17 protein-coding genes are annotated in these 13,423 nt (G+C 48.8%); all 17 read left to right on the top strand.

The genetic code is table 11. The features are described 5' to 3' along the window. Positions 1 to 49: 49 nt before the first annotated feature. The 17 genes from ACE3K2_RS04890 (at position 50) to ACE3K2_RS04810 (ending at position 13,417) form a co-directional block, all read left to right on the top strand. Entirely contained in the window at positions 50 to 679 is a 630-nt protein-coding gene (locus ACE3K2_RS04890; protein ID WP_421888345.1) for a LysM peptidoglycan-binding domain-containing protein, read from the top strand. Further along, entirely contained in the window at positions 676 to 1,662 is a 987-nt protein-coding gene (locus tag ACE3K2_RS04885) for an XkdQ/YqbQ family protein (RefSeq protein ID WP_421887403.1), read from the top strand. The genes ACE3K2_RS04890 and ACE3K2_RS04885 overlap by 4 nt, the downstream gene beginning before the upstream one ends. Next, positions 1,655 to 2,065, top strand: a complete 411-nt coding sequence (locus ACE3K2_RS04880) for a hypothetical protein (protein ID WP_421887400.1) — start codon at positions 1,655 to 1,657, stop codon at positions 2,063 to 2,065. Before ACE3K2_RS04885 ends, ACE3K2_RS04880 begins: the two co-directional genes overlap by 8 nt. Beyond that, positions 2,058 to 2,513, top strand: coding sequence for a DUF2634 domain-containing protein (locus ACE3K2_RS04875; RefSeq protein WP_249911564.1), 456 nt, complete (start codon positions 2,058 to 2,060; stop codon positions 2,511 to 2,513). The genes ACE3K2_RS04880 and ACE3K2_RS04875 overlap by 8 nt, the downstream gene beginning before the upstream one ends. Before the next feature lie 4 nt (positions 2,514 to 2,517). Continuing rightward, positions 2,518 to 3,657: a baseplate J/gp47 family protein gene (locus ACE3K2_RS04870; RefSeq protein ID WP_421887396.1), complete on the top strand. Its 1,140-nt coding sequence runs from the start codon at positions 2,518 to 2,520 to the stop codon at positions 3,655 to 3,657. Beyond that, positions 3,650 to 3,916, top strand: a complete 267-nt coding sequence (locus ACE3K2_RS04865; protein ID WP_421887393.1) for a hypothetical protein — start codon at positions 3,650 to 3,652, stop codon at positions 3,914 to 3,916. Before ACE3K2_RS04870 ends, ACE3K2_RS04865 begins: the two co-directional genes overlap by 8 nt. After that, on the top strand, positions 3,876 to 4,466 hold the full coding sequence (locus tag ACE3K2_RS04860) for a YmfQ family protein (RefSeq protein ID WP_421887390.1): 591 nt from the start codon (positions 3,876 to 3,878) through the stop codon (positions 4,464 to 4,466). Before ACE3K2_RS04865 ends, ACE3K2_RS04860 begins: the two co-directional genes overlap by 41 nt. Positions 4,467 to 4,519: 53 nt before the next feature. After that, positions 4,520 to 5,380 (top strand): pyocin knob domain-containing protein, encoded by an 861-nt coding sequence (locus tag ACE3K2_RS04855; protein WP_421887387.1) that lies wholly within the window; start codon positions 4,520 to 4,522, stop codon positions 5,378 to 5,380. A 201-nt stretch (positions 5,381 to 5,581) separates the two neighbouring features. Further along, positions 5,582 to 5,989, top strand: coding sequence for a hypothetical protein (locus ACE3K2_RS04850; protein WP_421887384.1), 408 nt, complete (start codon positions 5,582 to 5,584; stop codon positions 5,987 to 5,989). Positions 5,990 to 6,269: 280 nt separating this feature from the next. Then, positions 6,270 to 6,701, top strand: a complete 432-nt coding sequence (locus ACE3K2_RS04845; protein ID WP_421887380.1) for a phage tail terminator family protein — start codon at positions 6,270 to 6,272, stop codon at positions 6,699 to 6,701. 123 nt (positions 6,702 to 6,824) lie between these two features. Further along, a complete protein-coding gene (locus tag ACE3K2_RS04840) occupies positions 6,825 to 7,034 on the top strand; it encodes a hypothetical protein (RefSeq protein WP_421887377.1) in 210 nt (69 codons plus the stop codon). Next, positions 7,034 to 8,350 carry a phage tail sheath family protein gene (locus ACE3K2_RS04835; RefSeq protein WP_421887374.1) on the top strand — a complete coding sequence of 439 codons (1,317 nt, stop codon included), beginning with the start codon at positions 7,034 to 7,036 and terminating at the stop codon, positions 8,348 to 8,350. The genes ACE3K2_RS04840 and ACE3K2_RS04835 overlap by 1 nt, the downstream gene beginning before the upstream one ends. Before the next feature lies 1 nt (position 8,351). Then, positions 8,352 to 8,810 (top strand): phage tail tube protein, encoded by a 459-nt coding sequence (locus ACE3K2_RS04830; protein WP_017690162.1) that lies wholly within the window; start codon positions 8,352 to 8,354, stop codon positions 8,808 to 8,810. Between the two features lie 169 nt (positions 8,811 to 8,979). Beyond that, the gene (locus ACE3K2_RS04825; RefSeq protein WP_421887370.1) at positions 8,980 to 9,402 is read left to right on the top strand and encodes a phage tail assembly chaperone; all 423 of its coding nucleotides are present in this window, start codon (positions 8,980 to 8,982) and stop codon (positions 9,400 to 9,402) included. Between the two features lie 201 nt (positions 9,403 to 9,603). Next, positions 9,604 to 11,697: a hypothetical protein gene (locus ACE3K2_RS04820; RefSeq protein ID WP_421887368.1), complete on the top strand. Its 2,094-nt coding sequence runs from the start codon at positions 9,604 to 9,606 to the stop codon at positions 11,695 to 11,697. Then, on the top strand, positions 11,698 to 12,393 hold the full coding sequence (locus ACE3K2_RS04815) for a LysM peptidoglycan-binding domain-containing protein (RefSeq protein ID WP_421887365.1): 696 nt from the start codon (positions 11,698 to 11,700) through the stop codon (positions 12,391 to 12,393). A gap of 13 nt (positions 12,394 to 12,406) precedes the next feature. Next, positions 12,407 to 13,417: an XkdQ/YqbQ family protein gene (locus tag ACE3K2_RS04810; RefSeq protein WP_421887362.1), complete on the top strand. Its 1,011-nt coding sequence runs from the start codon at positions 12,407 to 12,409 to the stop codon at positions 13,415 to 13,417. The last annotated feature ends 6 nt before the right edge of the window (positions 13,418 to 13,423 follow it).

Raw genomic sequence — 13,423 nt, 5'->3', positions numbered from 1 at the left:
AAGGAGGCCGTGTATGTCTGTATTTGAAGATAAAGTGGAAGAGATCCGAATGGAATTTACCCTGATCGATGGGAAAACGCAGTTTCAATTTCCAGTGAAACCGGAAGAATTAACAATCTCACGTTCCAAAGGGTACGAAACGATTAATATGCTGGAGCATGGCGAGTTTGATTTTGCACAGGGGGAGAAGGTGAAGGAGATCACCTTCTCTTCTTTTTTTCCCAAAGAGTATGATGCGTCCTATTGCATGTACGAAGATTTGCCTGATCCGCGGGTAGCGATGAATATGCTGAATACATTTCTGGTATCGAAAAAGCCGCTGCGCTTCATCATCACCAACACGGGGGTGAATGTGCCGGTATATCTGATCTCGCACAATACGACCTTCCGGGGCGGCGAGAGCGGGGATATTTATTTCGACCTGACCCTGCGCACATGGCGGGATTCCAAGGTGGAGAAGGTGGGCTCTGCGGCATCCGGGAGCAAGTCAGGTTCTCGTACAGATTTGAAAAAAACCAGCAAGACCTACACTGTCAAATCCGGTGACTCCCTGTCCAAAATAGCAAAGCTTGAGCTGGGCAGCAGTTCCAAATGGAACGAGATCTACAAGCTCAACGCAAAGATCATCGGGAGTGATCCGAACCGGATCAAACCCGGGCAAAAGCTGGTGATGCCATGACCTACAAGGTCATTGTCGACGACAAATATGACATCACCAAGCTGGTGGAGACGATTACGCTGAAGGATTCGCTCGACCAGATTGCCTATCAGGCCAACATCCGGCTGGCGGTGTCCGCTTCTTCGGGTCTACCTTCGATCTCACCGGGCATGGCGATACGGATTAGTGGGGTTCCTTTTGGTGAAAAATCCATGGTTCATCTGTTGCATCCTGCGGTCATTTGGGAGGTGGAGAGTTCCAACAGCGGCACCAAGCGGCTGTCTCTCACGGTGTACGACCGGATGATTTATCTGGAAAAATCGGAGGACGAGTTCCTACTTCCCAAAGATCAGACGGCTACGCAACGACTTAAAACCTACGCCAAAGAGTGGAAGATTCCATACGCTACATTGCCGGAAACCAAAACAAAGCTGGGAAAAGCCGTGTATCGGTCACAGACGATTTTCTCGATGATGTTTGCCGATTTGAAAGAAACGGCGAAGTCTGGCGGGGAGATGTATCATCCACGGATGACACCCGGTGGCTTGCAGCTCTTCCAGGTGGGAAGTAATGCGAAGGTGTATGAGCTGGATCGGCTGATTGATCTTACCCAGATGCGTACGCTCGAAGGGGCGGTTACCAAAGTTAAAGTGATGGCAGCGTCGGAGTCTGGCAATGGCAAAGAAGTTCCTTCCAAAGTGCTCGCGATTGAGCAGAATGGTGTGGAAGAACTGGGCACATTGCAAAAGCTGGTAGAGGACGATCAGGTGAAATCGACAACTGCCGCGAAAAAACTGGCGAAAAGTCATCTGACGGGTATTCAGGAGACCTTTACGATATCCGCACCGGATGTGAATACGATTCGCGCTGGGGACGCGGTGTTGTTAAAAGGGCTGAAGTTAATCGTCATGTCGGTCAGCCGTGATCTGTCTGCCGGACCTGGAACGATGACGTTAGAGCTGGGGACGGCTGAGCTGGTGAAAAGGAGGGTTTACCTTGAATAAAGATGATCCGTATGGGCATTTTGCCGACGTCATGCGGGGTGCGATGAGTACTCATTCCCGTCAGGCCGTGAGCGGTATGGGCGCGGTATTGGGTACGATGACTTCATCCGGTGTGAAGCTGGATGATTTCAAGCACGAAGTGCAGGATTATCTCGTGGCCGAGTTGCCGGGCACGCTTGGATTGCCGGAGCGCGAGGCTGCTGGCGCGATCTCGGGTATATCTGACGTGGCAAACGGCGGTACGACGGGCACGGGACGGTTTCTTTTGCAAGAAGAGGAAGTGGAAGAAGCGGTGTGGTCTCTTGGTAAAGGATTGAAGGCGGGAGATCGCGTGCTGGCGATGCGGGTGAATGGCGGTAACGACATTGTCGTGCTGTGTAAGGTGGTGAGTGCGCATGCCTAGTTTGTTCCCGGAAACGGGTGTGGTCTGGGGAGATGAGGAGGATCTGTCGGGTGCGGCTTCGGAAGAGGTGCGCTTTGGGCGGAGCTGGCGATTCGATTACGATGCAGGGGATTTTGTGCTGACTCCAAGTGGTAAAGTTGCTGCGGCTGGTGGGCATGAAGCCTGGGTGCAATGGTGCATCAAGGCAGTCAAGACGCCGCGGTACAGACATGTGATTTACTCCCGGAACTATGGTTCGGAGCTGGAGGATCTGGTGGGGCAGGGTGACAGTCGTGGTGTTATGGAAAGTGAGATTACCCGGATGGTGACGGAGACGTTGCTGGCTGATCCACGCACGGATTCGGTAGACCAGTTCACGTTTGATTGGAATCGGGAGCAGTGCATGTTCTCGTGCCGGGTGGCGAGTGTGCAGGAAGAGATGTTTATTCTGGAAAGTGAGGTGATCTGACGGGATGGCTGAGATTCCGCGTTATTTGGAGGACCAGACGGAGGAACAGATTATGCAGCGCATGCTGGATCGTCTGCCCGCGGATCTGGATAAGTCGGAGGGTTCGTTCCTGTGGGATGCGGAAGCTCCTGTTGCGTTTATGCTGTCCGAGGCGGCGTTGTGGGCGCAGGAATTACTGCGGCGTGGGTTTGCAAGTACGGCTGCGAGCAGTGATCCGAATTTTCGTTCGGAAGAGCTGGATCTGCGGGCAGGAGAGCACGGCATTACGCGGCGAGCTGCTGTGTCGGCTCAGGGTGCTGTGAGGTTCACGGGTACGCCTGGGAAAGTGGTGCCTGCAGGAACGGTCGTGGCTACACTCGCGGATGAAGTATCTGCTGAAGCTTCGCTCGAATATGAGACGGTGGGCCGTGTGGAGCTGGATGCAGAGGGCTTTGGGATGGTAGGCGTGCGAGCGCTTGTTGCTGGAAAAGAGAGCAATGTGCCTGCGGGCACGGTAACGGTGCTGTCAACACCTGTAAGTGGGGTAACTTCAGTCACGAACGTTGAGGTGATCAAAGGCGGTTCAGATATTGAGGCCGATACGGCGCTGTTGGAACGCTTTTATGCCAAAGTCCGCAACCAAGGGACAAGCGGCAACAAGTCGCAATATGTGCAATGGGCCAGTGAAGTGCCGGGTGTTGGTGCAACGCGGGTTATTCCGTTATGGCAGGGGCCAGGTACGGTTGGATTGTATCTGCTGGACACGGACAAACGTGCTGCGGGTACCGATCTGGTAGCCGCCGTGCAGAAGTACGTTGACCCCACGCAGGATGGACAGGGTGAAGGTGTTGCGCCCGCCGGTCCAGTGGTCTCCGTGATGCCAGCCGAGGAAGTTCCGATGAATATTCAAGTGAAACTGACGCTGGCAAGTGATGCAACGTTGGCCGATGTACGTGCATTGATCGAACGTGGGGTGACCTCGTATTTGAAACAGTTAGCTTTTGCCGATCCACTCGTTCGTTACACTCGCATTGCCGCGATTCTGTTGGATATTCCGCCGATTATCGACTATTCGGAGCTGACCGTGAACGGTGTGAGCGACCAGAATATTGAGATGACCGCGAGTCAGGTGGCCGTACTGGGGACGGTGGAAGTTCATGAGTAGTGTTGGGCAGATGGTGGATGATGATGCAATTCGTGAATGCGGCGATGAAGGTAGTAGGGGACATCGGGAATGTTCGGACTATGCGGCATTCGGTTCAGCTGGAAATGAAGAGAGTAGCGGGAAGGAAGAGTGCTTGGGTCGTGCGGTGCGCCGCTCGGGAGCGCAGCATTTGAGCGAAGCTGTATACGTTGATGTGAAAGGAAAGGAGGATGCTGGTCATGAGTGCTCCTTCTACTGTAGATGCTGGACTGACGAGTGAGAAAGGGCGGGAGCTGTTCTCGTATTTGCCCAGGTATTATGAGACTTCTCGCGTTATGCAGGCGGATATGCAGGCCAAAGGCATCGAGATGGATCTGCTGTACCAGGCGCTGGATGAGACGTTGGAGCAATTTTTTGTCCGTACAGCGACGTGGGGGCTGGACTTCTGGGAGCAGGAGCTTGGCATTGAGACGGATCGTCTCAAGCCAGTGGAACAAAGACGTGCTGTGGTGGAGTCGAAGCTGCGTGGGGCAGGGAAATTCTCTGGCAGGTTGGTTGCGAACGTGGCCGAGGCATATGCCGGGGGCAAGGTGGATGTAACGTTTCAACCGGAAGCGTGGAGTTTCACGGTGAGCTTTGTAGATACGATGGGCATCCCACCCAATATAGATGATCTCAAACGGGCGATTGAAGAATTGAAACCGGCCCATATGGCCGTGGAATATGAGTATCGCTATCTGGTCTGGGATGATCTGGACAAGAAGCAGAAAACATGGGATGAACTGGACGCCGCGTCCTTGACGTGGAATGAACTGGAGGTGTGGGCGTAATGCCAAAAGAAACAGATCGACTAAAATTGCCTCTTCCCTTGGGGAACGAAAGAGTGACCCGGGATAGTATTAATATGATTTTCGAAAAGATTGATGCTGGTGTTGCAACGCAAGCGGATTTGGATGCGCTTCGTGAAGCGGTGAGTCAGATGGCTATTCCTGATGCGTCTCTGACGCAGAAGGGGAAGGTACAGTTGTCTAGTAAGACGGACGGAACGTCAGAGACGGTGGCTGCGACGGAAAAGGCAGTGAAAGCGGCTGTGGACGGTGCCATTCCAAGACTGATTCCAGATACTCGTGGAGTAGCTACAAAGCCGAGCGATTATCGTAAAAACATCGCATACTCATTTAAATCAGGCTCAACGATTGGCTTACCCGCCGAACTCTATGTCGTATTACATGGATTAAAGGGCTGGAATGATGACAGCGGAGGTGTCACTCACGAATATGCTTCTGGCGGAACGACAGGAGGAATGTACCATCGTACTGGTACGACTGCTAACGATACCTGGGGACCGTGGATGCAGATTGTTGATCAAGGTGCACCGTGGCAAAAGGGTAAGTTAACTGAAGATAATGGTCTTTCAATCAACGTCAGTAATGGGAATGCCAATAATTTAGTCGCTGCAGGGTTCCATGTTGGTGAGAATATTGCCCATGCACCAACAACCGCGAGTGGTGCATGGTGGTATATCGAAGTTCAGGCAATGTCTTCTGATAGTTGGGTTATTCAAAAAGCCTATGATTTATTTAGTGCAGGATCATTCAGAATGCGAATTAAAAGCAATGGAACTTGGACAGCATGGTCACAAGACCTTTTTCAATCTGTCCTTGATGCTAAGAACAGGCACATTATTTCATCTGCTGCACCTTCTGGCGGAAACGATGGCGACATCTGGTATCAATACTCATGATAAAGGGGAGGAGAATAACGCATGGCTTTAGGCGCTAAGGTGGGTGGCACGTGGAAAATGCCCAATAGAGTGTCCGTCAAGGTTTCGGGGACTTGGCGGGGTGTCCAACAAATTTATGCGAGAGTCGGGGGAGTATGGCGCCCCATTTGGTCCACTGTACAGACTATGCGGAAAGGTTCCGTATGGGGAAGTAATTCATATGTGTCCAAACAATCGGACCATGTGGAATGTTACGCATACAACCCAAGCACAGGCGGCGGTGAGGCGGCCGTAGTGACAAGCACACCAGTGGATCTGACCAACGTAACTAATGTTGTATTTGATTTTGCATTGGAAGGTTCATCCCACATCCAATCAGATGGGATTTTCATAGCGTCAACGGACCAAATGGGAGGCGGCGGTACATATAACGCCCGAACATATCGGGGTTCACTGACGACAAGGACCACAATCAGCTTGAGCGTTTCCAGCCTTTCCGGGTCCTACTATTTGCGGGCGCACGCTTCAAACAACAGCGGCGTAGCCACATGGAAATGCGTTCGCCTTTACCGGATCTTGCTGGATAACAAAGAGATTTGGAACGCCAGTGTGGGCGGTTCTTACTCTTAATAAAGAGGCATGATCATGTCTGATTATAATTATGTGCAATACCCAAGGAAACCGGTAACGCTGTGAGATTGATATCCGGTGCCCAAGACGGAGAAGTAAAGTCAGCGACGAGTTCACATACACCGGTATTAATTGTAGATGATGAAAACGGGGGTGGCGCCAATTACGTCTTTCATATGGCATGTGAACTTACATTTAAAGCCGTTAGTCTCCATATCGAATCTTGGTAGATAGGAAAACATAACTAATCTCAATCTCACCAATAAAAAGGAGGTGAACCATGAGCATAAACCAACTAACCACTACCATTGCAAACACACTCACACAGCATTTCCCTAACATCCCAATCCACCAAGCAACAGTAGGTGGCAACTCGACTCCTGCCGAAAAAGGCATCTCCTACCGTCTGCAGTCCGCTCAACTTACCCGGGAACGCAGTGATCGCTTCGTGCAATCTCACGCTTATGAAATCCGCTGGCTCGAAACAGACAACATCCCCGCAACCCTGCCAGATGAGCTGTTCGAAGCATTGGAGACCATCGACGTGGAAGGCACTCCCTATCGCGCAACGGAGATGCGTTGGGAGACGGAGAACAATACGCCGCGAATGCTGGTGTACTACACCATGCGAACCACCAAAGTGTCGGAGTCCGCCGCTACCATGCAACAACTGGAACAACGACCTACCGCACTTAAAGCTACAAGAGAATAACGATATGAGTTCAATGTAACGATAGTTATCCTGTCCTTGGAGTGGTCAGTATAACTTTTTTTTATTGAACTTAACTAACCGAATGAGGGGATCCGTATGAAAGGAATAGGAGGCGCATTGGCGATGTTTACAAAAAAAGAACAGGATCCTAAAAATCCGGAAGCTCAACAAAAAAACAAACCAAAATACAGCAAAGCACAGTTCGCTGAATCCCGGCAACTTAGCCGGATCGAGAAAGATATTTTGGCAGCAGTTCTGCTGGAACAAGAGACATACACCTTGCAAGAAGCACAGCAACACATCCAACAATTTATGAATGGGGAGGCACAATAATGGCTGGAGGAACATGGACAACACAAAACAAGGTACGCCCCGGCGTATATATGAATTTTGCATCAGAGGGCTCATTGCCGGGTACGGTAGGAGAGCGAGGAACGGTGGCGTTGGCACTTCCATTGTCATGGGGACAAGCAGGTACAATCCTTACCGTGCAAGCAGGTGAAGATGTACAAGCCAAATTGGGCTATGACTGGACAGCACCGCAATTGCTACTGATCCGCGAGGCATTGAAACGGGCGCAAACCTTGCTTCTTTACCGACTCAATGCAGGGACAAAAGCCAAGGCAACCTTGGACAATCTGACAGTGACCGCCCAACACGGCGGTGTGCGTGGTAATGATCTGGCTGTTGTAATCTCCGCCAATATCAATGACCCGGAACAATTGGATGTCTCCACGTTGCTTGCGGGTAAAGAAGTCGACAAACAAACCGCGTCTACCATCGAAGCTCTGGAATCAAACGCATACGTTACATTTACTGGTGAAGGTGCACTCACAGCTACAGCATCACTTCCACTAACAGGTGGATTGGATGGTACAGCAACGAACCAGGATCATGCCGATTTCCTGACCAAGCTGGAGGTGCTGGATTTTAACACGGTTGGTCTGATCTCAGACGATGCCACACTCAAGTCAGTCTACACAGCTTACATCAAGCGTTTGCGTGATACCGAAGGCAAGAAGGTGCAACTGGTTCTGTCCGATTATCCGGCAGCAGATCATGAAGGCATCATCAGTGTGAAAAATGGTGTTGTGCTCGCAGACGGTACCGTTCTTACGCCAAAACAAACGGTAGCTTGGACTTCCGGTGCAACAGCGGGAGCTAACCTGAATGAATCCCTGACATTCCGTGCATATGACGACGCTGTGGATGTTAATGGTCGATTGACACATACCGAGACAGAAGCAGCATTGCGTAATGGCGAGTTTGTGTTTACAGCGAGCAGCAACCGTGCAGTAGTAGAGCAGGATGTGAATACATTCCGTTCTGTGACTCCGGATAAGGCACGTCATTTTGCCAAAAACCGTGTTGTTCGTGTTCTCGATGGCATCGCTAATGATATGAAACGGATCTTCGAGTCCTACTACATCGGCAAAGTGAACAACAACGAAGATGGGCGCAGCCTGTTCCGTTCCCAATGTGTCACATACCTGAAGCAGCTCCAGGATATTGGTGCCATTCAGAATTTTGATTCCAAAACAGATATCACTGTTGCTCCAGGAAACGAAACTGACAGTATTCTGATCGAGATTCAGGTCCAACCTGTGGATTCCGTTGAAAAAGTATATATGAAAGTGAAGGTGGTTTAAGATGGCATTTTTGAAAGCAAGTGACACGATCTCCGGCCAGGAAGGCCGCGCATACGCAACGATTAACGGACAGACGGAAGAAATGTTCTATGTGAAGACACTGGAAGCAACGGTGGAGAAACAAAAAGCAGAGGTCAAAACGTTGGGTCGCCGCGGTGTACAGCACAAAGCAACCGGTTGGTCTGGCTCGGGTTCCATGACGATCTTTTATACCACTTCCCGTTTCCGTGAGCTGATGCTCCAGTACATGCAAAATGGTGTGGACACGTACTTCGACATTGAAGTGACCAACGAAGATCCTTCTTCTACGATTGGCAAACAGACGGTGACCCTCAAAGGTGTCAACCTCGACAGTGTGATCATGGCATCCCTGGATACCGAGGCGGAGGCGTTGGAGGAAGAAGTGAGCTTTACCTTTGAAGATGTCGATATGCCTGTATCGTTTAATCTGCCGAAGTAATGTGGAGTGGAAAGCTTAGTACTCTAAGATATAAAGAGAATAAATCAACAGCGGGTTTGTAAAAGAAACCTGTTCAACTTGCCTGTGTTACGGGCTATTTGCCGTGTCAACATTCTGCTCTTCGCCGCTTTTTGCGGCGGGGAGCCTAACTTTAGAGGAGGAACAATACATGAGTGGATTGAGTATGTTTTTTGCCCAAAATGCAGCAATGGATACAACGGAGGAGTATATCGTGTCCCCCCGTTTCAAGGATGAGAAGGGCGAACCGGTTGCCTGGAAACTGCGCAGTATGACCGAAGACGAAAACCAGGAATGCCGCAAAGCGGCTACCCGCAAAATCAAGGGCAAGAACGGTGTCTACACCCCCGATATCGATGCGAATGATTACATGGCTCGCCTGATGAGCGCCAGTGTAGTTTATCCCGATCTGAAAAATGCAGAACTCCAGCGTTCATATGGCGTGATGGGGGCGGAATCGCTTTTGCGGAAAATGCTGTTGCCTGGGGAATTTGCTTCGCTCGGCGAACAGGTTCAGAAGCTGAACGGCTTCAATCAGGACATGAACGAGCTGGTGGATGACGTAAAAAACTAATTAAAGAGGGCGATTCCGAAGCCAATCTGGCTTATTACGCTCTCCATGAACTGAACATTTTGCCGCATGAGTTAATGGCCTTCTCCCTGCGAGAACGAGCGGCAATCTATGCGATGATCTCCATCCGGGTGGAGGAAGAAAAGAAAGAACGGTCCAAGAATCGCGCCCGGAAGAAATAAAAAGGAAAGGAGGGAGAAATGAATGTCCGATACAAGTATCACTGTAATTAATCCTCCATCCATAAATAATCTGATCAATAACTTAAATCTAGTTCAGGTAAAAACAACCGAAATTTTGAACAACTTCAACCAGATTAACCATGTTAATTTGAATCAATTTAATCAAACCAACATATCCAACCACTTTAATCAAATCAACCAACAGATGAATGTAACGATTAATCTGATGGAAAAGTTGGAGGATACGGCTGATGATACAAGTGATTCGTTAGGTGATAATCTGAGCAAACTCTCCAAGTGGATGCAAATGGTAAAGTCCGCTGGAAGTGTTGTGTTAAAGGCGGCTGCTGAACAAGAAGACTTCAAATATCGTTATATGGTTGCCGCAGAAGATCCGGTGCTCGGGGAAGGCATCTATAATAAGTATCGAGATCAAGCCTCCAAGAGCGGTCAGGATGTTAATGATTCGCTTAAATCTTCTCTAGGCTTCTTGCCTTTGGCACAAAATACCGGGCAGGTAGATCAGCTTAATGAAATGACTCAACGACTGAGTATGTTATCACCTGATAATAAAAGTCTGACCGATGCATCCAAGGCTATTGTTAGTGCAATGAATGGAAAAAACACTGATCTGGCAAGTCAATTTAATATCCCGGAAAGTGCATTGAACGGGGCTGGATTAGGTGAATTTATTCAGACTAAAGATCTTGACGGTTTTATACAAGGTTTGCAGACGGTTCTTGAAATGCAGGGTTACACACAAGAAGCCTTTGATACGATGCTGGATTCTCCATTGCAAAAATGGACGGCTCTCGTGAATCAGTTCAATGGAATACTATCTGAAATCGGGACAAGAGCCTTGGAAGTTTTATCTCCTGTGCTTGACCGATTAAACGAAGCCATAAGCTCAGGTCAGTTCAGTGCTTTCATCGAATGGATTGGTGGGGCATTCGCAATTATTGCTCAAGTGGTGGCATTTATCGTGGATGGGTTCATCAATTTTGCTACAGTCGTGCAAGAAAATTGGGCTATCATCGGACCTATATTAACTGCCATTGCTGTAGTACTACTAGCCAATATCATTATTACGCTTGGAGTTGTAATTGCTCAGGTTTATTCACTGGCAGCGGCATGGTTGGTAGCTAACTGGCCTATCTTGCTTGTCATTGGTGCTATTGCAGGACTCATCTTTATTTTGCAATTATGTGGCGTTACAGCTGGGGATATGGTTGGAGCGATAATAGGTTATTTTTATATGGCTTACGAGTATATGAAATCAATTTTTGCATCCATTCTGAATTATTTCATTTCTTGGGCCGAATTTGTCATTAATGTATTTAGAGATCCAGCCTATGCATTCCAAAAGTTATTTGTTGACATGGGACTCATTGTACTTCAAATCCTGTTCAACATTACAAAGGGAATTGAGGATTTCGCCGGTGGTTTCAAAGATCAAATCAACTGGATGATCGGAGGTATAAATAAATTAATACCCTATCTGAATAAGATTTTCGGGACCAATTGGGGCGGTATTAAACTAGTGGATGATGCTAACATTCATTCAATGAGCGGTAAGATACAGGGTTTAATGAGTGACCTTGAAGCGAGTGCTCCTGAGAGCCAGAAGGACGTTGTTAGCCTGTGGAGAATGGACGCTTCTGCGGACTATAAGGATGCATTTGATATGGGATTTGACAAGGGGAACGATTTGATGGATACCACCAAAGACCTATTCCCCAACGGCTCTGATAAATTACCTGGAAACTTCGGTGGCCCAACTCCCAAAACACCTTCCGTGCCATCGATGCCAACTGCACCTACTCCCACCGTTGTTCCCAACAGCAACATGAGTAACATCAACAAAATCAACAATATTGGACAGGTGGACAAGATCGGTGACGTGGATGGCACAGTGGATGTGACGAGCGAGGACTTGAAACTGATGCGTGAGCTTGCAGAAATGCAAGCGATTCAGCGATTTGTCAGTCTGACGCCAACTGTTCAGGTCACTACGGGTGATATCAACAGCGGACATGATGTGGATAGCATCATCAGCAAAATCACCGATGGACTGAACAGTCAGATCGTCTCCAGTGCCCAGGGGGTGTATGGATAAGTGGAATATTATATTCAACTAAGCTTCAATAACCGCTCTGAATACATGTTTTTCCCGGTCACACCAGAGAGCATTGAGTTTTCGGACTCGGGAGATGGCAGTACGTTTAACGTTAGCGCTTTGGGTGAAATTAACGTGATCAAGTCGCCGAAGCTACGTGAAGTCAGTTTCAGCGGGATTTTTCCGGCAGACTACAGTCCGTACCATCTGAACTACGATGCAAGCCATCCGGCAGTTCAGAAGCAGTTTTACCGTGATCCCTATGAATATGTGAAAAAGATCATCCGTTGGATGCAGACGGGCAGACCCGTCAGACTGTTCTTTTCCAGTGCAAGGTATACCATTAATATGGCGGTTTCCATTGAGAGCTTCGACTGGAAGGAGACAGCGGGTACGGTGGGGGATATCCAGTATGATATCAAGCTGAAGCAGTTCATTTTTTATGCCGCCCAAAAAGTAGTGCCACTCAAGGACAGCAAGGATAATGCTGCTTCAAAAACAAAAACCAAAGCCTCCCGGCCCAATGAAAAAATCCAGCCCAAGACCATCACACTCAAAGCCGGAGACTCCTTGTGGTCTGTAGCCAAAGCCCTTCTGGGAGATGGATCTCGCTGGAAAGAGCTGCAGAAGCTGAATGGCATCAAAGATGCCCAACTGAAGAAGCTGCCGATTGGACTTGTGATCAAGCTTCCGTGAAAGGAGAGGGGATATGCAAGAGCAGATCAGGTTGGATGATAAGCTAGTTAACATGAAGGAACGGTTATTGCTGGATGACAAACTGGGCAACATCTGGGACATTAGCGAAATTGCTGGTGACATTACGTACAAAACCTCCCGTATCGGCAAACCTTCCTCTCTGGAGTTCACGTTGATCAAGGGCAGTCTGTACCAGAATAAGAAATTCACCTATGAGAATGGATATGTCGTGAAATATATCAGTAAAGAGGTAGGTATATTTTACGGATACATCTTCTCAGTGGATAGCGGCAAGGACGAAAGTGTCAAAATCAAAGCCTACGACCAGACTCGTTATCTAACCGCGAATCAGACGTACAAGTTCGTGAACGCGACCGCTACAGATGTGATCAAACGAATTGCTACCGACTTTCAGTTGAAGGTGGGTGATCTGATCCAGCCAAAATACGTTATTCCGCGCATGGTATTTGATAACAAAAAGCTGATCGACATGATCTGTGAGGCGCTCGACCGAACGCTGATCTATGGCGGCAAAAACTACATCTTCTACGATGATTTCGGCAAGCTTGTACTTCGGGATGTGGAAGAGATGCCTTACGGCTTTGTCATTGGGGATAACAGTCTGCTCACGGATTACAACTATACAAGGTCGATTGACGACCAGACGTATAACAAGATCAAGCTGTACCGGGATAACAAGGATACGGGAAAAAGAGAAACGTTTGTTCATCAGGACTCAGGCAGCATCCGTCAATGGGGGCTGCTTTTTTTGTACCAAAAAGCGGATGATGGCCTGAACGAAGGCCAGATTGATGCCATGCTGAAAACTCTGATGACCCTCCGTAATCGTGAGACGCAGACGTTGAAAGTGGACGCGCTTGGTGATTTCAAGGTAAGGGCAGGCAGTTTTGTCAACATCCAGATCGATGAACTCAAGATTAATCAATATTTTCTGGTAGACGAATGTACGCATAAGGTACAGGGGGGCGTGCACACGATGTCGCTGGATTTGAAGGTGGTGTAACGATAA

It is taken from the genome of Paenibacillus sp. (assembly GCF_048976745.1).
In the GTDB taxonomy this organism is placed as follows: domain Bacteria; phylum Bacillota; class Bacilli; order Paenibacillales; family Paenibacillaceae; genus Paenibacillus.
The sequence above is the reverse complement of the archived record's forward strand: the minus strand, read 5'-3'. Positions and strand labels throughout refer to the sequence as shown.